This is a genomic window from Pseudomonas sp. HMSC076A11 (genome assembly GCF_001810205.1).
GTDB lineage: Bacteria > Pseudomonadota > Gammaproteobacteria > Pseudomonadales > Pseudomonadaceae > Pseudomonas > Pseudomonas aeruginosa.
Genome location: NZ_KV800299.1, coordinates 212821 through 232420, shown reverse-complemented (window position 1 = coordinate 232420; position 19600 = coordinate 212821). Strand labels below are relative to the sequence as shown.

Annotated in this window: 20 protein-coding genes; 5 read left to right on the top strand and 15 right to left on the bottom strand. The window is 69.0% G+C overall.

Features of this window, described 5'->3' with window-relative positions; translation table 11 throughout:
* Window positions 1-95 precede the first annotated feature (95 nt).
* The 11 genes from HMPREF2716_RS13420 to HMPREF2716_RS13370 form a co-directional block, all read right to left on the bottom strand.
* Entirely contained in the window at window positions 96-1175 is a 1080-nt protein-coding gene (locus HMPREF2716_RS13420; RefSeq protein ID WP_003120863.1) for a phospholipase D-like domain-containing protein, read from the bottom strand.
* A 74-nt stretch (window positions 1176-1249) separates the two neighbouring features.
* Window positions 1250-1822: a YceI family protein gene (locus HMPREF2716_RS13415; RefSeq protein ID WP_023518060.1), complete on the bottom strand. Its 573-nt coding sequence runs from the start codon at window positions 1820-1822 to the stop codon at window positions 1250-1252.
* 64 nt (window positions 1823-1886) lie between these two features.
* Window positions 1887-2657 carry an IclR family transcriptional regulator gene (locus HMPREF2716_RS13410; RefSeq protein ID WP_003093951.1) on the bottom strand — a complete coding sequence of 257 codons (771 nt, stop codon included), beginning with the start codon at window positions 2655-2657 and terminating at the stop codon, window positions 1887-1889.
* A gap of 99 nt (window positions 2658-2756) precedes the next feature.
* Window positions 2757-4241 (bottom strand): amidase, encoded by a 1485-nt coding sequence (locus HMPREF2716_RS13405; protein ID WP_070621914.1) that lies wholly within the window; start codon window positions 4239-4241, stop codon window positions 2757-2759.
* Entirely contained in the window at window positions 4242-5561 is a 1320-nt protein-coding gene (locus HMPREF2716_RS13400; protein ID WP_003101135.1) for a citrate-proton symporter, read from the bottom strand.
* A 37-nt stretch (window positions 5562-5598) separates the two neighbouring features.
* Entirely contained in the window at window positions 5599-6819 is a 1221-nt protein-coding gene (locus tag HMPREF2716_RS13395) for a M20 aminoacylase family protein (RefSeq protein ID WP_003101134.1), read from the bottom strand.
* Between the two features lie 164 nt (window positions 6820-6983).
* Window positions 6984-7574, bottom strand: a complete 591-nt coding sequence (locus HMPREF2716_RS13390) for a YceI family protein (protein ID WP_003120867.1) — start codon at window positions 7572-7574, stop codon at window positions 6984-6986.
* 60 nt (window positions 7575-7634) lie between these two features.
* Window positions 7635-7970, bottom strand: a complete 336-nt coding sequence (locus tag HMPREF2716_RS13385; protein WP_003093963.1) for a hypothetical protein — start codon at window positions 7968-7970, stop codon at window positions 7635-7637.
* A complete protein-coding gene (locus HMPREF2716_RS13380) occupies window positions 7967-9082 on the bottom strand; it encodes a serine hydrolase domain-containing protein (RefSeq protein WP_003101127.1) in 1116 nt (371 codons plus the stop codon). The genes HMPREF2716_RS13385 and HMPREF2716_RS13380 overlap by 4 nt, the downstream gene beginning before the upstream one ends.
* Before the next feature lie 67 nt (window positions 9083-9149).
* On the bottom strand, window positions 9150-9935 hold the full coding sequence (locus HMPREF2716_RS13375) for an oxygen-binding di-iron domain-containing protein (protein WP_003093967.1): 786 nt from the start codon (window positions 9933-9935) through the stop codon (window positions 9150-9152).
* A gap of 84 nt (window positions 9936-10019) precedes the next feature.
* Window positions 10020-10916 (bottom strand): acyl-CoA dehydrogenase middle domain-containing protein, encoded by an 897-nt coding sequence (locus HMPREF2716_RS13370; RefSeq protein WP_003093969.1) that lies wholly within the window; start codon window positions 10914-10916, stop codon window positions 10020-10022.
* A gap of 202 nt (window positions 10917-11118) precedes the next feature.
* On the opposite strand from HMPREF2716_RS13370, the gene olsB reads away from it, so the two are divergent.
* Together olsB and olsA are read left to right on the top strand one after the other, a co-directional pair.
* Window positions 11119-11874 (top strand): L-ornithine N(alpha)-acyltransferase, encoded by a 756-nt coding sequence (olsB, locus tag HMPREF2716_RS13365; RefSeq protein WP_003093970.1) that lies wholly within the window; start codon window positions 11119-11121, stop codon window positions 11872-11874.
* Window positions 11874-12650, top strand: a complete 777-nt coding sequence (olsA, locus tag HMPREF2716_RS13360) for a lyso-ornithine lipid O-acyltransferase (RefSeq protein WP_023518061.1) — start codon at window positions 11874-11876, stop codon at window positions 12648-12650. The genes olsB and olsA overlap by 1 nt, the downstream gene beginning before the upstream one ends.
* Here olsA and HMPREF2716_RS13355 read toward each other — a convergent pair.
* Window positions 12647-13507 (bottom strand): universal stress protein, encoded by an 861-nt coding sequence (locus HMPREF2716_RS13355; RefSeq protein ID WP_003093974.1) that lies wholly within the window; start codon window positions 13505-13507, stop codon window positions 12647-12649. The genes olsA and HMPREF2716_RS13355 overlap by 4 nt on opposite strands.
* A 149-nt stretch (window positions 13508-13656) precedes the next feature.
* The gene (locus tag HMPREF2716_RS13350) at window positions 13657-14229 is read right to left on the bottom strand and encodes an acyl carrier protein phosphodiesterase (protein ID WP_003093976.1); all 573 of its coding nucleotides are present in this window, start codon (window positions 14227-14229) and stop codon (window positions 13657-13659) included.
* A 152-nt stretch (window positions 14230-14381) separates the two neighbouring features.
* Here HMPREF2716_RS13350 and pyeR point away from each other — a divergent pair, with 152 nt between their 5' ends.
* From pyeR to HMPREF2716_RS13335, 3 genes are read left to right on the top strand one after another with little or no spacing between them, the layout of a single operon-like run.
* Window positions 14382-14684, top strand: coding sequence for an ArsR family transcriptional repressor PyeR (gene pyeR / locus HMPREF2716_RS13345; protein WP_003093978.1), 303 nt, complete (start codon window positions 14382-14384; stop codon window positions 14682-14684).
* A 48-nt stretch (window positions 14685-14732) separates the two neighbouring features.
* Window positions 14733-15899 carry an MFS transporter gene (locus HMPREF2716_RS13340; RefSeq protein ID WP_003103801.1) on the top strand — a complete coding sequence of 389 codons (1167 nt, stop codon included), beginning with the start codon at window positions 14733-14735 and terminating at the stop codon, window positions 15897-15899.
* A 36-nt stretch (window positions 15900-15935) separates the two neighbouring features.
* Complete coding sequence (locus tag HMPREF2716_RS13335; protein WP_016253856.1) at window positions 15936-16988, top strand: alkene reductase; 1053 nt, start codon at window positions 15936-15938, stop codon at window positions 16986-16988.
* Between the two features lie 59 nt (window positions 16989-17047).
* Here HMPREF2716_RS13335 and HMPREF2716_RS13330 read toward each other — a convergent pair whose 3' ends face one another.
* Window positions 17048-17290: a FeoC-like transcriptional regulator gene (locus tag HMPREF2716_RS13330; protein WP_003093982.1), complete on the bottom strand. Its 243-nt coding sequence runs from the start codon at window positions 17288-17290 to the stop codon at window positions 17048-17050.
* Complete coding sequence (gene feoB, locus HMPREF2716_RS13325; protein WP_023114823.1) at window positions 17290-19590, bottom strand: Fe(2+) transporter permease subunit FeoB; 2301 nt, start codon at window positions 19588-19590, stop codon at window positions 17290-17292. The genes HMPREF2716_RS13330 and feoB overlap by 1 nt, the downstream gene beginning before the upstream one ends.
* Window positions 19591-19600: the final 10 nt, after the last annotated feature.

The window sequence follows — 19600 nt, the reverse complement described above, 5'->3', positions numbered from 1 at the left end:
CTCTCCTTTGTCATTGTAATGGGCGGTCCGGGGTAGACCCGCAAGCTCCCCGGCAAGTTTCACCGGGCCGGCCAGCGGCTACGAACGGCCGCTCCCTAGCGCCGGCGGTCGAGGAAATTCACCACTACCCGGTCCAGCCAACCCCACAGGCGCTGGTGCAGGCGCATCCACAGGGGTCGCGCGCGCCACATCGCCAGGGTCACCTCGCGGCTGTCGGCGAAGTCCGCCAGCAGGCTCGCCGCCGCCTCATTGGTGAAGTCCGGGTCGAGGGCCTCGAGATTGGCGTCGAGGTTGAAGCGTAGATTCCAATGATCGAAGTTGCAGGAGCCGACGCTCACCCAATCGTCGACCATGACCATCTTCAGGTGCAGGAAGCGCGGCTGGTATTCGTGGATGCGCACGCCGGCGCGCAGCAGGCGCGGGTAGTAGCGCTGCCCGGCATAGCGCACCGGGGCGTGGTCGGTGAGCCGCCCGGCCAGCAGCAGGCGCACCTCCACGCCGCGCTGGGCGGCCTTGCGCAGGGCCCGGCGAACCTTCCAGGTCGGCAGGAAGTACGGCGTCGCCAGCCAGATCCGTCGGCGCGAGCCGTTCAGCGCGCGGACCAGCGATTGCAGGATGTCGCGGTGCTGGCGGGCGTCGGCGTAGGCCACCCGGCCCAACCCACGGGCCGCCCCCGGCTGCGGCGGAAGGCGGGTAAGGGTCATGCCCTCGCGGGGCTTCCAGGCTTTCTCTTCGAGACAGGCCAGCCATTGCCGCTCGAACAGCGCCGCCCAGTCCGCCACCACCGGGCCGTCCATCTCGACCATCACCTCGCGCCAGGCGCTGACGTCGCTGACCGGTTCCCAGAATTCGTCGGTGATCCCGGCGCCGCCGACATAACCGAGGCGCCCGTCCACCAGCAGCAGCTTGCGATGGTCGCGGTAGAGATTGCCGCCAGTCAGCTTCCAGCGCAGCGGGTTGTACAGCCGCAGTTCGCCGCCGGCCTCGCGCAGGCGCTGGATCCAGGCGCTGCCCAGGCCGAGGCAGCCGAAGCCGTCGAACAGGCAGCGCACGGCGACGCCCCGGCGGCGGGCATCCAGCAGGGCGACGAGAAACAGTTCGGCGCAATGCCCGTCTTCCACCAGGTACAGCTCCAGCTCGATGCTCCGCTGCGCCGCCTCGATGGCCAGCAGCATGCGCGGGAAGAACCGCACACCGTCATTGAGCAGGGCGAAGCGGTTGTCGCTGCGCCAGGGAAAGACCGGGCCGCTCACCGCGAAGTGAAGATCAGCACGGCGCCGACCGGCACCGAGAGCCCGATGCTGCCGGCGCCGGCCAGCTTGCGCAGGGTCTCGATGCCGGGGGCGAGGTCGAAGTCGGCGGCGTCCAGCACCAGCGGCGACAGGGTCACCACCTGGAAGCGATGCTCGTCCAGGCGGGTCACCAACAGGTCGCTGGCGTAGCTCTTGCGCTTGCCGTGCAGGCTGACGGTCACCGGCTGGCGCATTTCCAGTTGCACGCCGTCGGCCAGCTCGACGATCGGCACCAGGTCGAGCTGGGCGGTGATCTCCGCCTCGGCGAAGCGCTTGGTCTCGAACAGATGCTCGCGGATGCGTTCGTCGCGCAGCGGGATGTCGGTGCTCACCGAGTCCAGCTCGACGCGCAGGCACGCCTGCCCCTTGTCGTCGACCTTGCCGTGCATGACCAGGAAGCGGCCGACTTCCGAAAGGGTAGCGTTCTTGGTGGAGATGAAACTGAGTCGCGACGACTCGTAGTCCAGGTACCAGGCGGCCTGGACCGGCAAGGCCAGGAGGGCCAGGCCGAGGCAGATCAACTTGTGCATGCGGGCTCCCTTTGCGTCCGGCGCCACCTTAAACCGGCCGCCTGGGAGCAGGCAAACTCCCGCGTCAGTCGAGCGCGTGCTGCAACTGACTGACGGTATCGGCCAGGGTTCCCAGGTGCCGGCGGCGCACCCGTTCGACGCAATCCTGGTCGCGCGGCCAGTGCAGCGCCACGCTGCCGAGCAGGCGACCCTGGGCACGTACCGGCAAGGCCACCGCGCGGATCAGGAACGGCAGGCGCACCGGATACTCCCAGTGTCCCTCGGTACGCTCGCCGTAGCCCTGGCCGTGGGCCTGCTCGCGGGTGCGCAACCAGAGGTCCTCGTCTACCTGGTGCTGGCGCGCCAGGCGGCGCACCTCGCTGTCTGCCAGTTCGCCCAGGCAGGCCTTGCCCATGGCCGAATGGAACAGGCTGGCGTGCTGGCCGACCACCAGCCGGTTGGCCGGGTAGCGCTTGCGCAGGACGCCGGGCACCGAGCTTTCCGCCACCAGCAGGCGGTCGCCGTCGAGAATCGACAAATCGGCGACCAGCCCGGTTCGCTCGCTCAACTCCACCAGCAGCGGCGCGGAACGCTCCACCACCTGGCAACGGAAGCGCTCGGCGGCGTCACCGTAGAGGCGGGTGGAACGCAGCCGGTAGCGCCGGTCGGTCAAGCCGCGGTACAGCCAGCCCTGCTCCAGCAGGGTATGCAGCAGCCGCGACACCGTGGCCTTGGGCAGTTCGGTCAGGTAATGCAGTTCCTCGAGCCCCAGCGCCTGGTGCTGGCCCAGCAGATCGAGGATCGCCAGCGCCCGCTCCACCGAACGCACGGTTCCCGCCTCTTCTCTTTCCGGCATGACGACACCTCCACCGTCGACAGACCGTTATGGCAAAGCAAGATGCAGGCCCAGGTCATGTAGGAAGAATCTGCGAATACGCCAGCATTGCTCCGCGGCCTAGTCGATGCCCCCTGGAGCCTCGAGCATCGCCGGCGGACGGCGGCTGACCCAACGGGTCAGGCCCTCGTGGGCATGGGCCAGTTGCAGCACCGCCAGGTCGGCCTGCGCCGGGCCGATGATCTGCAATCCCATCGGCAGGCCCGCCGCGCCGAAGCCGATCGGTACGCTGATCGCCGGCAAACCGGCCAGGGTCGGGCCGATCACCACCTCCATCCAGCGGTGATAGGTGTCCATCGGCCGCCCGGCGACCTGCCGCGGCCACGCCGTTTCTGCATCGAAAGGAAACACCTGGGCGCTGGGCAGCAAGAGGAAATCGTAACGTTCGAACAGACGCGCCAGCGCCCGATACCAGTCGCTGCGATCCAGCGAGGCGCGATAGACCTCGGTGGCGCCGAGGCCGAGCCCGGACTCCACTTCCCACTGCGCCTCCGGCTTGAGCCGGACGCGCCGTGCGGGATCGGCGTAAAGCTCGCCAAGCGAGCCCTGCACCAGCCACTGGCGATGGACCAGCCAGGTGCGCCACAGGCGCTCCAGGGGATAGTCCGGCAGGCACGCCTCGACGTCGCAGCCCAGCTCGGCGAAATCGCCCAGCGCGGCTTCGCAAAGCTCCAGCACGCCCTCCTCCATCGGCAGGTAGCCGGCGTAGTCGCCGAGCCAGCCGAGCCGGGCTCTGCGGAAATCGCGCCCGAGGTCGTCGGCGAACCTGCGCGGATCGTCGCGCAACGACAGCGGACAGCGCGGATCGTAGCCGGCCTGGGTGGCCAGCAGCCGGGCCAGGTCCGCCACGCTGCGCCCCATCGGGCCTTCGGTGGCCAGTTGCTGGACGAACAGTTCCGCTTGCGGGCCGTGCGGCACCCGTCCCTGGGACGGGCGGAAGTCGTAGACGTTGTTGTAGGCGGCGGGGTTGCGCAGCGAACCCATCATGTCGCTGCCGTCGGCCACCGGCAGCATGCGCAGCGCCAGCGCCACCGCCGCCCCACCGCTGCTGCCGCCGGCGATCCGCGCCGGATCGTAGGCATTGCGGGTGGTGCCGAACAGCGGGTTGTAGGTCTGCGAGCCGAGCCCGAACTCCGGTACGTTGGTCTTGCCGATGACGATCGCACCGCTGCTCTTCACCCGCTCGACGACGATGGCGTCGTGCTCCGGCACCTGCCCGGCGAACAGCGGCGAACCCAGGGTGGTAGGAATGCCGGAGGTGGCGGCGAGGTCCTTGATCGCCTGCGGCATGCCGTGCATCCAGCCCAGCCATTCGCCGCGCGCCAGTTGCCGGTCGCGCTCGTCGGCCTGGGCGAGCAGGCGGCTTTCCGCCTGCAGCGAGACGATGGCGTTGACCCGCGGGTTGAACCGTTCGATCTGCGCCAGGTAGGCCTGCATGACCTCGCGGCAGGACAGTTCGCGTCGGCGGATCGCCGCGGACAGCGGCAGCGCGTCAAGCGCGACGATTTCCTCGTGGCCGTCGCTTCGATGGCGGGTGGCGCTCATTCACAGACTCCTTGCCGGCTTGCCCAGGGCCGGTTCACGGGGGCGCGGGGCGGGCGTCGCGCCCTCCCGCAGATAGAGGGTGGCGAGCAGCCCGAGGAAGGCCGCGCCGAGCACGTAGAACGCCGGCGCCACTGGCGAGCCGCCGACCTCGGTGAGCCAGGTGACGATGAACGGAGCGAAACCGCCGAACAGCATCACCGCCAGGTTATACGCCACCGCCAGGCCGGTGGAACGCACCCGCACCGGAAACTGCTCGGCCACCGCGGTCGGCGCCGGGCCGAAGAAGCCGCCGATCGCCGTGCACAGCAACAGTTGCATCAGCAGCAGGCGCCCCAGGCTCGGCGCCGCGGCGACCCAGGCGAACAGCGGATAGACCATGAGCATGAAGGCCAGGGTCGCGACCAGCAGCACCGGGCGCCGCCCGACCCGGTCGGAGAGTCCCCCAGCCAACGGGATCACCAGGGTCATCAGCGCCACCGCAGCCATCTGCACCATGAACACCTCGTCCAGCGGCAGGCCCAACTGCTTGTGGGCGAAGGTCGGCATATTCACCAGCACCACGTAGAAGGACACCGTGCCGATCACCGTCAGGCCCATGCTCACCAGCACGCTGCGCCGGTATTCGCGCAGCACGCCGAGCAGCCCCTGGCGCTCGCCGGGCTCCCGGATGGCTTCGAGGAAGGCCTCGGTCTCGCCCATGTAGCGGCGGATCCACAATCCCACCGGACCGATCAGCAGACCGAACAGGAACGGCACCCGCCAGCCCCAGCTCTCCAGGGACTCGGCGTCCAGGCAATGGGTGACCAGCGCGCCCATCCCCGCACCGGCGAACACCGCCAGGCACTGGCCGAACAATTGCCAGGAACCGTAGAGACCGCGCCGGTGCGGCGGCGCGCTTTCCACCAGGAAAGCCGTGGCGCTGGCGTACTCGCCGCCGGTGGCGAAACCCTGCAGCATTCGCGCGATCACGATCAGCAACGGTGCGCCGACGCCGATCGCCGCGTAGGTCGGGGCGAAGGCGATCATCGCGATGGACAGCGTCATCAGCAGGATGATCAGTTGCATCGCCGCCTTGCGTCCCCTGCGGTCGGCATACAGGCCGAGCAGGACCCCACCGACCGGACGCATGAAGAAACCGACACCGAAGGTGGCCAGGGCCATCAACAGCGAGGTGTACTCGTCGCCGGAAGGGAAGAACAGCCTGGCGATCAGGCTGGAAAGGAAGCCGTAGACGATGAAGTCGTACCACTCCAGGGCGTTGCCGATCACGGCAGCCGCCACCTGGCGGGTACGCGAGGTACCGCTCGGGCAAGCGTGCATGGGAATCTCCTGGTAACCGGGGGAATGCCGGCGCGGCTCAGGCCGCGCCGTTATTGGCGGCAGTCAGTCGAAGGCCGGACGCCGCGGGGGCGGCCAGCCAGGTCTCGGCGAGCGCGCCCCAATAGGCCGCGCCCCGGACCAGGATGTCGTCGTTGAAGTCATAGGCCGGGTTGTGCACCATCGGCCGTCCTCTGCCGTTGCCGATGAACAGGTAGCTGCCGGGGCAGCGCTGTAGCATCCAGGCGAAGTCCTCGCTGCCCATCAGCTTCGGCGTGTCGCCGTCGACCTGCTCCGCGCCGGCCAGCTCGACCCCGACCTGGCGGGCGAACTCGGTTTCCTCGACGCTGTTGACCAGCACCGGATAGGCCGGGTAGTGCTCGATGCTGGCCTGGCACCCATAGCTGGCGGCCTGCAACTCGATGATCTGGCGAACCCGCTGCAGCACCTGCTCGCGCACCTGGCCGTCGAGCGCCCGCAGGCTCAGGCGCAGCACGGCGCGCTGGGGTATGACGTTGGCCGCCTCGCCGGCCTGCAATGCGCCGACCGTGACCACCGCGGCCTTCTGCGGATCGACGTTGCGCGCCACCACGCTCTGCAGGGCCATCACCGCGCTCGACGCGGCGAGCAACGGATCGACGCTCAGGTGCGGCATCGAACCGTGTCCACCGACGCCCTCCAGGGTGACGCTCAGCAGGTCCTGGGAAGCCATCATCGGTCCCGCGCGGAAGCCCAGGTGCCCGGCCTCCAGTCCCGGCATGTTGTGCATGCCGAACAGCGCATCGCAGGGAAAGCGCTCCAGCAGCCCGTCGGCGAGCATCGCCTCGGCGCCGCCCTGGCCTTCCTCGGCGGGCTGGAAGATCAGTACCAGGGTGCCGTCGAAACGCCGCGTCGCCGCCAGGTAGCGTGCCGCGCCGAGCAGCATCGCGGTGTGTCCGTCGTGGCCGCAGGCGTGCATGCGCCCGCCGTGGCAGCTGCTGTAGCCGAGCCCCGTGGCCTCGACGATCGGCAACGCATCCATGTCCGCCCGCAGGCCGAGCCGCCGCGTGCCGTCGCCCTGGCGGAGGACGCCGACCACGCCGGTGCGGCCGATCCCTTCGTGCACTTCGTAGCCCCAGCCGCGCAGGCATTCGGCGACCAGCGCGGCGGTGCGTCGCTCCTCGAAGCCCAGTTCGGGATGGGCGTGGATGTCCTGGCGCAGGCTACGCAGGTCGTCGGCGACCTCCTCGAGCCAGGCCACGATGTGTCGATGTCGAGCCATGCCGTCTCTCCTCTGGCCGGATTGCGCTCCGGTCTTGTTGGCGGGAGGCCCGGACGCAAGGCCGGCCGGGCGTGGTCACAGCTAAGCGCGGCACGCGGCGAAGGACAACGGAAGGCGGTTCCACTGGGTGGAACCCAAGGCCCGCGCCGCCCTCCGCCGGTACGTCAGAACTGTTCCGGCGGCACTTCGCGGAAGTTCAGCACGGCGAACACCGGTACCTCGGGAGTGATCGAGGGAATATTGGCCATCTCCTTCAAGGGCTTGAGCTTCTCTTCCAGGTCGAAGTCGAGCAGCTTCAGCAGCACCGGCTCCAGGGTCGCCACCTGGACCAGCCCTTCGCCCTGGCGGGTGACCAGCACGTCGGCCTTCAGGCGGCGCTGCTGGCCGTGCAGGTCGAGGGTGAAGTCGAGCTTCTCGACCCGCGACTGGCCGACCCGCAGGTCGTCGAAGCCGGCCATGTCCAGGCGGCTCTCCACGGTGGCCTCGGGGAAGCGCGAGGTTTCGAAGAAGTTGTCCTTCATTCGCTCGTCGCGCAGGGCCAGGCCGCTGTCCAGGGTGCCCAGCGGCACCACGATGCGCGCGACGCCCTGCTTGTCGATCTGGCCGCTGAGACGATCGAAGCGCTGCACCTCGGCCATCTTCGCGCGTTTCACGGAAACGAAGCTGATCCGCGAGTAATCCGGCTCCAGTTGCCATTCCGCCGCCGACAGCAGCGGGCTGAGGAGCAATAACAGGACACACAATACAACAGGCATTCCACCTCCGGCTTCGGGCCGGCGCCGTCCCTCGCCCCGCGCCCCGACATGCGCCGCCGGTCAGTCCGGCAGCCTGTCCGCCTCGGGCATGAGCCGGCATCCCTCGCGCGGGCCCAGCCAGGCGGCCGTCTGCGTACTGCCGAGGCCGCGGGCGGTCACCCGGCGGCGGGCTTCGTCGTCGAAGAAGCCGCTGATCGGCACGTACTGTTGGGTATAGGCCCGGCAATAGTCCGCGGAGTTCCCCATCACGTAGCGGCAGGAGCAGTACTCCTTGGCCGTGTAGGCGCCGATGATGGCGGGAAAGGCCGCCAGGTGGATGCGGTTCTGCCAGGCCCACGCGAGGGCAGCGAGCAGCCCCAGGACGAACAGGAAGAGCAAGGGATGGCGACGGATCATGGCCGCGCCTCCCCGGCGAACGCCGCCTGTGCCAGGCGCAGGAATTCGTTGTGGCGGAAACGCCCGTCGCGGTCGTCGGCGTAGCGCACGATCACCAGCTTCTCCTCGGGCAGCACGTAGAGCGCCTGGCCCCAGTGGCCGAGCGCGGCGAAGGCGGTCTCGGCGACGTCCGGCCAGGGCGCCGGCGCGCCTTTCACCGCACGGTTCAACCACCACTGGCCGCCCGGCACCGCCTCGCCCTCCTCTTCCGCGCTCGGCCGGTAGCGGGCGAAGGGTGTCAGGTTGAACTCGACCCATGCCAGCGGCAGCAGTTGCCGCTCGCGCCAGCGCCCGTGGCGCTGCATCAGCAGGCCGACGCGCGCCAGGTCGCGGGCGCTCATGTAGACGTACGACGAGCCGACGAACGTGCCGGCGGCGTCTCGCTCCCATACCGCCGAACGGATGCCCAGCGGCTCGAACAGCGCGCGCCAGGGGTACTCGGCATAGTCCGCGCCGAGCATGCCGTGGAGGGCCGCCGCCAGCACGTTGCTGTCGCCGCTGGAGTAGCGGAAACGCCGGCCCGGCGGCCGGGCCTGCGGGGTTTCGGCGACGAAGCCGGCCATGTCGTCACGCCCACGGGTGTAGAGCATCGCCACCACGGAGGATTTCAATGGCGCGAACTCGTAGTCCTCCTGCCAGTCCAGCCCGGAAGACCAGTTCAGCAGGTGGCGCAACGTCACCTCGGGATGACGGGCGAACGGCGGGTAGTAGCGCGCCACCGGGTCGTCGAGCTGGAAGCGCCCTTCGCCCTCGGCGACGCCAAGCAGCGTGGCGAGCAGGCTCTTGCTCACCGACCAGGTAAGGTGCGGGGTCTCTGCACGGCTCGGGCCGGCGTAGCGCTCATAGACCAGACGACCGTCGCGGATCACCACTACCGCGTCGGTGCGGATGCCTTTACGACGAACATCGTCGCGACGACCGAAGGCATAGCGCTCGAATGCCTCCAGCGCCGGCCCCGCGGGCTGTTGGGCACGGGGCCAGTCGGTGTCGGGCCAGTCTTCGGCCAGGGCAGGGAGGGCGAATACCAGGGCCAGCGCGGCGAGGGCGCGGCGGGACAACGGCAAAGCGGGCATCGGCGGGCCCTCTCGACGGTCGAGGGGCAACCCTAGCATGGCCTCGATGACGCCAGGAAGCGCGGACTCAGCCTGGCATGCGGTAGTCGTCCGGGCCGAGCAGGTCGATGCCGCACTCGAGGTTCTCGATCCAGTAGAGGAAGGCGCTGATCATTTCCTTGCCGACGAAGGGCCGCCCGTGTTGCGGCACGATCATCTCCACATCCATGTCCCGGACCATCCGCGCCCACAGGCGGCAGATCTTGTTCGCCGCCATGTAGCGGCGATGGAATCCGTCCATGTACTGGATATGCGCGGCGAAATCGCTGACCGGCGCCGCGTCGTCCACCAGCGAGGCGCCCATATCGCCCGAGAAAAGGATCTTGCTCACCGGGTCGTAGAGCTGGAAGTTGCCCACCGAATGCAGGAAATGCGCGGGGATCGCCTTCAACGAGCAGTCGCCGAGAGCGATCGCCTGGCCGCGGTCGGGCAACGGCATGACCCGGTCGTAGGTGTTGATGCCATGGCTGACCGCCAGGTAGTTGGCCGTCAGGTGCGGCAGGAAGCGCGCCCACAGCTTGGAGCAGATCACCCGGGCGCGGGTGTGCAGCAGCCACTTGTCGAGGGCGGCGATGATGTCCGGGTCCTGGTGCGAAGCGAAGATGTAGTCCAGCTCCTGCAGCGGAAAGCGTTTCGACAATTCCAGCGAGAGCGGCGTGTAGGTCAGGTCGCCGCCGGGATCGAGCAGCAGGTACTGGCCGTTGTCGACGATCAGGAACTGGTTGGACTGGACCCCTTCGCCGCTGACGAGGTCATCGAAACACAGGCACTGGTGGCTGCCGTTGTCGAACAGCACGATCGGTTCGCGTCGCATGGTCGGTGAAATCTACTCTGTGCAGGCGCCGAGGAGCATTCCTCGCCGGATGCTGCGCAGGGTAAGCGCCTGCGGCGCGGCGCCTCACTGACCTGGGTCAAGCCCGAGGCGGGTCAAGGCCTTCTCCAGGCGAACTTTGCGGGCCCCGTTGGCAATCGCCAGCAAGCCGCGATCGCGTTGCCACAATGCCTCCCAGGTCGAGGCGTTGGCGGCGAAGGCGGCATCCAGTTGCCCCTCCAGCGCCGAGAACTGTTCGAACAGCCCAGCCAGTACCGCCTGGGTGCCGACGCAGGCGACCGGATGCCGCGCGACCTCGGCGCAGCCGCCGAGGATGCCGGCCAGGCGCAGCAGCAGCGGCGAGGGCCAGCCGCATTCATGGCCGACCCCATAGAGCCAGCCGACCAGCGCCGCCAGCACATGGACATCCTCCAGCAGGCGGAACGGCCTGACGTAGTCGTCCCAACCATCGCCGGGCAGGCGCTCGCAATGGGCACCGTCGAGCAACAGGCGGGAATGCGGCACATCCGGCATCAGCGGCAGCGCCGGCAACGCCTCCAGGCGCGCCCCCGGGGCGCCGGCCAGGACCACCGTCATCGACAGTCGCGGCGGCTGCCCCGGTGCCTCGTCGCGGGCGGCCACCAGCCACCAGGAGGCGCTGTCGCCAGCGGTGACGAAATCCTTTTGTCCATGCAGGACCAGCCCCTCCAGGCGGGTCTGCAGGTCCGCCGGGCGCACGCTGCGCTTCTCGGTCACGCACAGCGCGCCGAGACCTTCCGGCGCCGCCGGCCAGAGCGCGCGCAGGGCCGCCTGGTAGCCGGCGAGGAAGGCCAGGCCCGGACTCGCCGCCAATCGTCCGCCGAGCACCGCCCGCTCCAGGGTGCCAAGACCGTCGGCGCGCGCCAGGGCGGCGGCGTGCCAGTCTTCCAGGGAGCCTTCGGTGGGCAGGCGGTCGAGCGGGCCGAGCAAGCGTTGCCAGGACATGGCGGACTCCAGTGTGGAATGTGTCGGAACCGGCATCCTGCCAAGGGTGCCAGCGTTGAACAACGGCGCGTTACATCCGGCGACAATGTCATACAAGCATCACGCCCCTGTCACAGGGGTGACACCGCGCCTTCCTAGCCTGAGCTTGCACAACAAAGCCGAGCGGCCGCAACCCGCGGCGCCGGCCCAAGGAGGCCCAGGCATGACCCAGACCGCCATTACCCGCGAACCCGTCGCCGGACGCCGCCTGAAGGCCGAGCGCCTGAACGGCGCCCGCGCCCTGCGCGAGGCCCAGGCCCTGCGCTACCGCGTATTCAGCGCCGAGTTCGACGCCAAGCTCGAAGGCGCCGAAGACGGCCTCGACCGCGACGACTACGACCGTCACTGCGCGCACATCGGCGTCCGCGACCTCGACAGCGGCGCCCTGGTGGCCACCACCCGGCTGCTCGACCATCGCGCCGCCGAACGCCTCGGGCGCTTCTACAGCGAAGAGGAGTTCCACCTCTCCGGCCTCGACGCCCTGCACGGCCCGGTCCTGGAGATCGGCCGCACCTGCGTCGCTCCCGAATACCGCAACGGCGCCACCATCGCGGTACTCTGGGGCGAACTCGCCGAGGTCCTCAACGAGGGCGGCTACCGCTACCTGATGGGCTGCGCCAGCATTCCCATGCGCGACGGCGGTATGCAGGCCAAGGCGGTGATGCAGCGGCTGCGCGAACGCTACCTGTGCACCGACTACCTGCAGGCCGAGCCGAAGAACCCGCTGCCGCCGCTGGACGTCCCGGAAAACCTCACCGCCGAGCTGCCGCCGCTGCTCAAGGCCTACATGCGCCTGGGCGCCAAGATCTGCGGCGAGCCCTGCTGGGACCCGGATTTCCAGGTCGCCGACGTGTTCATCCTGCTCAAGCGCGACGAACTCTGCCCGCGCTACGCCCGCCACTTCAAGGCAGCGGTCTGATGGCGTGGCTGCGCCTGCTGCTGCGCAGCGCCCGCCTGCTCGGGCTGGTCGCGCTCGGACTGGGCCTGGCCGCTTGGGTCAGCCTGCGCGAGCGGCTGCCCGGCGCCGACGTCACGCCGCTGCGCCAGCGCCTGACCCGCTGGTGGCTGGCGCGCCTCTGCGCGGCCCTGCCCTTCGAGGTCAGGGTCAGCGGCGAAGCGCCCCGGCAACCCATGCTGTGGGTAGCCAACCATGTGTCCTGGACCGATATCCCGCTGCTCGGCGCCCTGGCGCCGCTGACCTTCCTGTCCAAGGCCGAGGTGCGTGCCTGGCCGCTGGCCGGCTGGCTGGCGGAAAAGGCCGGCACCCTGTTCATCCGCCGCGGCTCGGGCGACAGCCGGCTGATCAACCAGCGCTTGGCCGAACAGCTGCACCGCGGACGCAACCTGCTGATCTTCCCGGAAGGCACCACCACCAACGGCGAAAGCCTGCGCACCTTCCACGGTCGCCTGATGGCCAGCGCCCTGGAAGCCGGCGTGGCGGTGCAGCCAGTGGCGATCAGCTACCGCCGCGACGGCGTGCCCGATGCGCAGGCGCCGTTCATCGGCGACGACGACCTGCTCAGCCACCTCGGCCGCCTGCTGCGCGGCGAGCGCGGCAGCGTGCATATCCAGCTGCTGGAACCGATCCCCAGCCAGGGCCTGGACCGCGCCGAACTGGCCCGCCAGGCCCAGCAGGCGGTGCGCCTGGCGCTGTTCGGCACTGCCGCCCCTACGCAAACCCGGCGCGCCGCCTAGTCGCGCTTGGGCGGCACCGCCAGCACGTCGCACGGCAGGTCGCCGAGGGCCGCCTCGGCCACGCTGCCGATCAGCGCGCGGCGGAAGCCGGTCAGGCCCTGGGTGCCGAGCACCGTCAACTGCGGCGCCTGGCGGCGTACCTCGGTCATGATCACGTTGATCGGCAAGCCTTCGCCGACGCGCAACTGGATGTCCTCGCGGCCCAGCCCCAGGCCGGCGACGTAGTCGCGCAGCTCGACGTTGGCCTTGAGTTCCTCCTGGTCGACGTAATGCTCGACGCGGTCTTCCTTGATCCCCGAATAACGCATCATGCCTTTGGCGAACGGCTCGAAGGCATGCAGCGCGGTGAGGCTGGCGGCGTCGAGGAAGCCGAGCTGGCCGGCCATCTGCACCGCGCGCGTCGAGGTCGGCGAGAAGTCCAGCGCCAGCAGCACCCGGCGGTACTCCTCTTCCGGCGCACCGGCCGCGCGCAGCACCGGGATCTTCGCATTGCGTACCACCCGCTCCAGGGTGGTGCCGATGAACAGATCGCGCAGCGGCGTGTGCCGGTGCGCGCCCATCACCAGCAGGTCGGCGCCGATCTCCTCGGCCACCGCGTTGATCACCACCACCGGATCGCCGACCCGCACGATCGCCTTGGACTCGACGCCGAGGCGCTCCTTCAGGGCCTGTCCGTTCACTTCCAGCAGGTTGGCGATGGCCAGCCGTTGCGGCGCGATCAGCACCGGCGGCTGGTCGTCGTCGAGCACGTTCAGCACGGTCAGTTCGGCATTCCTCGCCTTGGCCAGCGCCGCGGCGCGCATGACCGCCAGCTCGGAACGCGAGGACAGGTCGGTCGCCACCAGGATTCGTTTCATCTTCCACCTCCATTGGCAGAGCGTTGAACGTCGGCCCCATTGAACGATCGACGCGACCGCTGCCGGTTGATGTGCATCAAGCGGATGCTTCGGACTGAAACAATTGATAGGTGATTCCGCCGGCCGGGCCAATGGCCGCTGCGCCAGGCTCAGCGCTGGCTCAGGGCGAAAGCCTGGAGTTGCGGGTAGAAGGCGCGGAAATCCGCGCTCAGGTCATCGTAGCGCTGGGCCAGTTCTTCCCAGGAGCCGTCCAGCAGGTGCGGTCGCGACAGCCTCCGCGACATACCGCCCAGCACTTCGCGCAAGACCGCGAACTCGCGGTAGCTGCCCAACCAGTCCTGGGCCGCCATCCGCGGCGCGATGCGCGCCAGGCGCTCCGGCAGCGGCGAGGCGGTGCGCAGGGTGCCGTAGACCCGCTCGACGAACTGCGGCAGCGGTTCGTCGGCGTAGTCGTTCCAGTCGCGCGCCAGGCAGTGGTCGAAGAACACGTCCAGCAGGACGCCGGCGAAACGCCGGCGCTCCAGCGGGAAGCGCCGCTTGGCCGCATGCACCAGTGGGTGGCTGTCGGTGAAGGCGTCGATGCGCCGGTGCAACTGGATGGCCCGCTCGATCTCGTCCGGCCATTGTCCCTGCAGGCGGCCCTTGACGAAGTCGCCGTACAGGCTGCCGAGCAGTTGGGCCGGTTGCGGGCCGCCGAGGTGGAGATGCGCGAGGTAGTTCATGCGGGCTAGCTTACCCCAGGGACGGAACGGTCGTTTCGATCATCGTCATCAGCCCTGTCGATAGCGACTATCGTCGCAATCGATCCCCATATCGTCCCACACCGATATATAGTTCGTCCCAACCCGATATGGACGGCCAACGGACCACCGCCATGCCACTGGACATCGACGAAATCATCAAGGCTCTCTCCCACCCGGTGCGACGCGACATGCTGCGCTGGCTGAAGGAACCGGAGAAGTACTTCGTCGAGCAGGACCACCCGTTCGAGATCGGCGTCTGCGCCGGCAAGTTCGACCAGCGTACCGGTCTCTCCCAGTCCACCGTATCGGTACACCTCGCCACCCTGCAACGCGCCGGTCTGGTGACCAGCCGCCGGGTCGGCCAGTGGAACTTCTTCAAGCGCAACGAGGAGACCATCCAGGCCTTCCTCGACCAACTCGGCGACGAGCTGTAAGCAGCACTCGCTTCCACCCCACCACCTCGCAGTCCAGGAGCTCGACCGATGCCGGCGTCTCTTCTCGTCCTCGCTTTATCCGCCTTTGCCATCGGTACCACCGAATTCGTCATCATGGGCCTGCTGCCGCAGGTCGCCGGCGACCTGCGGGTATCCATTCCCAGCGCCGGCTGGCTGATCAGCGGCTACGCCTTCGCCGTGGCCTTCGGCGCCCCGTTGATGGCCATGGCCACCGCCCGCCTGGAGCGCAAGAAAGCCCTGCTCGCGCTGATGGGCATCTTCATCGTCGGCAACCTGCTCTGCGCGGTGGCCGCCAACTACGGCCTGCTGATGCTGGCGCGGATCGTCACCGCGCTCTGCCATGGCGCCTTCTTCGGCATCGGCTCGGTGGTCGCCGCCAGCCTGGTAGCGCCGAACCGCCGCGCTTCCGCCGTGGCCCTGATGTTCACCGGCCTGACCCTGGCCAACGTGCTCGGCGTGCCGCTGGGTACCGCGCTCGGCCAGGAAGCCGGCTGGCGCGCGACCTTCTGGGTGGTGACCCTGATCGGCGTGGTCGCCTTCGTCGGCCTGGCCAGGGTGCTGCCAAACGACCGCGAGGAAGAGAAGGTCGACCTGCGCCAGGAAATGTCCGCGCTGAAGAACCCGTCGCTGTGGCTGGCCCTGGGCACCACCGTGCTGTTCGCCGCCTCGATGTTCGCCCTGTTCACCTACGTCGCGCCGCTGCTCGGCGAAGTCACCGGGGTCAGCCCGCGCGGCGTGACCTGGACCCTGCTGCTGATCGGCGTCGGCCTGACCGTCGGCAACGTGATCGGCGGCCGCCTCGCCGACTGGCGCCTGGGCACCACCATGGCCGCGGTGTTCGCCGCCATGGCGCTGGTCTCGGCGCTGTTCAGCTGGACCAGCCAGGCCCTGCTGCCGGCGGAAATCACCCTGTTCTTCTGGGCCGCCGCCGCCTTCGCCGCGGTGCCCGCGCTGCAGGTCAACGTGGTCCGCGTCGGGCATGCCGCGCCGAACCTGGTGGCGACCCTGAACATCGGCGCCTTCAACGTCGGCAACGCGCTCGGCGCCTGGGTCGGCGGCAGCGTCATCGACCACGGCCTGGGCCTGACCCGCGTGCCGCTGGCCGCCGCCGCGCTGGCCGCGCTGGCGCTGCTGGCCACCCTGATCGCCTTTTCCGGAAACGGCCGCGCCCAGGCGCAGCCGGTCCTCGATTGATCCCCTGTCCGTCTATTCCCTAGTGGAGGATGTTCCATGGCTACTCTGTTCGATCCCATCGTGCTCGGCGACCTCGAGCTGCCCAACCGCATCGTCATGGCGCCGCTGACCCGCTGCCGCGCCGATGAAGGCCGCGTGCCCAACGCCCTGATGGCCGAGTACTACGCCCAGCGCGCCGATGCCGGCCTGATCCTCAGCGAGGCCACCGCGGTCACGCCGATGGGCGTGGGCTACCCCGACACCCCCGGCATCTGGTCCGATGACCAGGTCCGTGGCTGGAGCAACGTGACCAAGGCGGTGCACGCCGCCGGCGGGCGCATCTTCCTGCAACTCTGGCACGTCGGGCGGATTTCCGATCCGCTCTACCTGAATGGCGAGCTGCCGGTGGCGCCGAGCGCCATCGCCGCCGAGGGGCACGTCAGCCTGGTGCGCCCGAAGCGTCCCTACGTCACCCCGCGCGCGCTGGACACCGAGGAGATCGCCGACATCGTCGAGGCCTACCGCCAGGGCGCCGAGCGGGCCAAGGCCGCCGGCTTCGACGGCGTGGAGATCCACGGCGCCAACGGCTACCTGCTCGACCAGTTCCTCCAGGACAGCACCAACAAGCGCACCGACCGCTACGGCGGCTCCATCGAGAACCGCGCGCGCCTGCTACTGGAAGTCACCGACGCGGCGATCTCCGTATGGGGCGCCCAGCGCGTCGGCGTACACCTGGCGCCGCGTGCCGACTCCCACGACATGGGCGATTCCAACCGCCTGGAAACCTTCAGCCATGTCGCCCGTGAGCTGGGCAAGCGCGGCATCGCCTTCATCTGCGCCCGCGAAGCGCAGGCCGACGACAGCATCGGCGTAGCCCTGAAGAAAGCCTTCGGCGGACCCTACATCGCCAACGAGCAGTTCACCCTCGACAGCGCCAACGCCATCCTGGCCAAGGGCGACGCCGATGCGGTGGCCTTCGGCGTCCCCTTCATCGCCAACCCGGACCTGGTCGAACGCCTGCGCCAAGGCGCCGAACTGAACCCGCCGCGCCCGGAAACCTTCTATACCGGCGGTCCCGAAGGCTACCTGGACTATCCGACCCTGGCCTGATCGCGCCAGCCAGGAAGAGCCCGCCACGCTTGCCGTGGCGGGCTCTGTGCTTTGCCCGTCTAGCGCAGGCGGAAATACGGCTCCGGCTCCGCGCACGGATCGCGCTGGGCGCAGCCCTTGCAACCGCCGCCGCAACCGCCCGAGCTTTGCGCAGCCACCCGCTCGACCTTGCCGAGCGCGATCAGCCGCTCCAGGATCGCCTCCACCAGCGCCGGCGGCGCGTCCACCTGGCGGCTGAGCTGTTTCAGCCCACGCGCCTGGCCGTCTTCCAGGGCGGCGCGGATCTGCATGAGTGTCGCCATCAGTGACATCCTCCCTGCCCGCTCGGGGCATCGGCCATTCGGCCTGGCAGTTGCAGTACCTGCTCGCGGCCGAACAGACGCAGGCAGGTCATCAGGATCAGGTTGAAGAGCAGCACCACGGCGATGGTCAGGACGCTACGCTCGGGGTGCGCGGCGAAGGTGGCGACCTGGTAGCAGAGGGTCGCCAGCGAGTAGGCGACGTTCAGCCCCCAGAGCACCGAGAAAGCCATCCAGCCCTTGCTGCTTTCCCGGGCGATCGCGCCCATGGCGGTCACGCAGGGCACGTAGAGCAGGACGAAGACCAGATAGCTGTAGGCCGCGATGGGGCTGCCGAACTTGCTCGCCATGGTGCCCATCGAGCCGGTCTCCATGTCGCCGTCGGCCATGCTCGCCTCCACCGGGTTGGCCAGCACGCTGAGGCTGAAGGTATCGACCAGGCCGTCCCAGGTCTCGACCAGGGCGTCGCGCAGTTGCCCGGGCAGGTCGTAGCCTTCGTAGTCGAAGGCCTCGCCCTGGATCTGCTCGGCGGTGTAGAGGGTGTTCAGGGTGCCGACCACCACTTCCTTGGCCATCGCCCCGGTGACCAGGCCGACGGTGGCCTGCCAGTTGTCCGGCTGCACCCCGAGCGGCGCCAGCAGCGGAGTGAGACGCTGGCTGACGCTGGCCAGCGCGGAATGGCCGATGTCGCCTTGCACCGGCTTGCCGTCGAGGGTGATGCTGTTCAGGCCGCCGATCACCAGGCTGACCAGGATGATCACCTTGCCGGCCCGCACCACGAAGCCGCGCAGGCGCGACCAGGTCTGCAGCAGCAGGCTCTTAAGGTGTGGCACATGGTACAGCGGCAGTTCCATGACGAACGGCGAGGCCTCGCCGCGCATCAAGGTGTGCTTGAGCAACAGCCCGGTGAGGATCGCCACGACGATGCCGAGCAGGTACAGGGAGAAGATCACCAGCGCGCCGCCCTGGCCGAAGAAGGCCCCGGCGAATACGGCGAAGATCGCCAGGCGCGCGCCGCAGGACATGAACGGCGCCATCATGATGGTAATCAGCCGCTCGCGCTGCGCGTCCAGGGTCCGCGCGCCCATGATCGACGGTACGTTGCAGCCGAAACCGACGATCAGCGGCACGAACGACTTGCCCGGCAGGCCCAGCGCCTGCATCAGGCGGTCCATGACGAAGGCCGCGCGGGCCATGTAGCCGGAATCCTCGAGCAGCGAGAGGAACAGGTACATCAAGCCGATCTGCGGCACCAGCGGCAACACCGTGTTGACCCCGCCACCGATGCCCTGGGCGAGGAACACCGTGAGCCAATCGGGCAGGCCGAAGCGGATACCCAGCCACTGGATGCCGTCGATGAAGATCGCCGACGAGCCCTTGTCGAAGATCGGCTGTAGCGCCCCGCCGATGTTGATGGCGAAGAAGAACATCAGGTACATCACCAGTAGGAAGATCGGCAGACCCAGCCAGCGATTCAGGACGACCCGGTCGAGCCATTGGGTCAGCCGGTGCGGCTGAGCCTGCTGGTGGTCGCAGACCGCCGCGCAGATCTCGCCGATAAGCCGGTAGCGCGCATCGACGATCGCCAGCTCGGGCTCCTCGCCGCAGCCCCGGCGCGCCTGTTCCAGGGTGGCGGGCGGCAAGCCCAGCGCCGGGCCGTTGAAGATGTCGCCTTCCAGCGCCTGCAACGCCAGCCAGCGCGGCTCGATGGCCGAGGCCGCCGGAGCGCGCGTTTCCAGGAGGTAGCCGACCTGCGCCTGGATGGCCGGTGGGTAATCCACCGCCAGCGCCGCCTGCGGGAGCTGTAGGGAGTCGATGGCCGCCTTCAGTTCGTCGATGCCATCGGCGCGGGTGGATACCAGCGGCACCACCGGGCAGCCGAGACGCCGCGCCAGACCGTCGATATCGATGCGGATGCGCTGGCTACGGGCGATGTCGAGCATGTTCAGCGCGACGATGCAGGGGATGCCCATCTCCCGCAGTTGCACCGTGAGGTACAGGTTGCGCTCCAGGTTCGCCGCATCCACCACGTTGACCAGCACGTCCACTTCGCCGCTGGCGATGTAGCGGCAGGCGATCTGCTCGTCCAGCGAGGCCTGGGCGGAAACGCTGGTCAACGAATAGGTGCCGGGCAGGTCGACCAGGCGTACCGCGTGACGGACGGTATGGAACGCACCCTCCTTGCGCTCCACGGTGACGCCGGCCCAGTTGCCGACCCGCTGGCGCGAGCCGGTGAGCTGGTTGAACAGGGTGGTCTTGCCGGAGTTGGGATTGCCGATCAGGCCGAGGGTCAATGCGGTCATGGGGATTCCG

What these genes read in the sequence shown, in the direction of transcription:
- HMPREF2716_RS13355 (WP_003093974.1), bottom strand. Translation starts at nt 13,507, where the DNA reads ATGAAACGAATCCTGGTGGCGACCGACCTGTCCTCGCGTTCCGAGCTG.
- pyeR (WP_003093978.1), top strand. Translation starts at nt 14,382, where the DNA reads ATGCCACTGGACATCGACGAAATCATCAAGGCTCTCTCCCACCCGGTG.
- HMPREF2716_RS13415 (WP_023518060.1), bottom strand. Translation starts at nt 1,822, where the DNA reads ATGCACAAGTTGATCTGCCTCGGCCTGGCCCTCCTGGCCTTGCCGGTC.
- HMPREF2716_RS13405 (WP_070621914.1), bottom strand. Translation starts at nt 4,241, where the DNA reads ATGAGCGCCACCCGCCATCGAAGCGACGGCCACGAGGAAATCGTCGCG.
- HMPREF2716_RS13370 (WP_003093969.1), bottom strand. Translation starts at nt 10,916, where the DNA reads ATGTCCTGGCAACGCTTGCTCGGCCCGCTCGACCGCCTGCCCACCGAA.
- olsA (WP_023518061.1), top strand. Translation starts at nt 11,874, where the DNA reads ATGGCGTGGCTGCGCCTGCTGCTGCGCAGCGCCCGCCTGCTCGGGCTG.
- HMPREF2716_RS13420 (WP_003120863.1), bottom strand. Translation starts at nt 1,175, where the DNA reads ATGCTGCTGGCCATCGAGGCGGCGCAGCGGAGCATCGAGCTGGAGCTG.
- HMPREF2716_RS13390 (WP_003120867.1), bottom strand. Translation starts at nt 7,574, where the DNA reads ATGCCTGTTGTATTGTGTGTCCTGTTATTGCTCCTCAGCCCGCTGCTG.
- HMPREF2716_RS13350 (WP_003093976.1), bottom strand. Translation starts at nt 14,229, where the DNA reads ATGAACTACCTCGCGCATCTCCACCTCGGCGGCCCGCAACCGGCCCAA.
- HMPREF2716_RS13340 (WP_003103801.1), top strand. Translation starts at nt 14,733, where the DNA reads ATGCCGGCGTCTCTTCTCGTCCTCGCTTTATCCGCCTTTGCCATCGGT.
- HMPREF2716_RS13395 (WP_003101134.1), bottom strand. Translation starts at nt 6,819, where the DNA reads ATGGCTCGACATCGACACATCGTGGCCTGGCTCGAGGAGGTCGCCGAC.
- feoB (WP_023114823.1), bottom strand. Translation starts at nt 19,590, where the DNA reads ATGACCGCATTGACCCTCGGCCTGATCGGCAATCCCAACTCCGGCAAG.
- HMPREF2716_RS13385 (WP_003093963.1), bottom strand. Translation starts at nt 7,970, where the DNA reads ATGATCCGTCGCCATCCCTTGCTCTTCCTGTTCGTCCTGGGGCTGCTC.
- HMPREF2716_RS13330 (WP_003093982.1), bottom strand. Translation starts at nt 17,290, where the DNA reads ATGGCGACACTCATGCAGATCCGCGCCGCCCTGGAAGACGGCCAGGCG.
- HMPREF2716_RS13410 (WP_003093951.1), bottom strand. Translation starts at nt 2,657, where the DNA reads ATGCCGGAAAGAGAAGAGGCGGGAACCGTGCGTTCGGTGGAGCGGGCG.
- HMPREF2716_RS13400 (WP_003101135.1), bottom strand. Translation starts at nt 5,561, where the DNA reads ATGCACGCTTGCCCGAGCGGTACCTCGCGTACCCGCCAGGTGGCGGCT.
- HMPREF2716_RS13375 (WP_003093967.1), bottom strand. Translation starts at nt 9,935, where the DNA reads ATGCGACGCGAACCGATCGTGCTGTTCGACAACGGCAGCCACCAGTGC.
- olsB (WP_003093970.1), top strand. Translation starts at nt 11,119, where the DNA reads ATGACCCAGACCGCCATTACCCGCGAACCCGTCGCCGGACGCCGCCTG.
- HMPREF2716_RS13335 (WP_016253856.1), top strand. Translation starts at nt 15,936, where the DNA reads ATGGCTACTCTGTTCGATCCCATCGTGCTCGGCGACCTCGAGCTGCCC.
- HMPREF2716_RS13380 (WP_003101127.1), bottom strand. Translation starts at nt 9,082, where the DNA reads ATGCCCGCTTTGCCGTTGTCCCGCCGCGCCCTCGCCGCGCTGGCCCTG.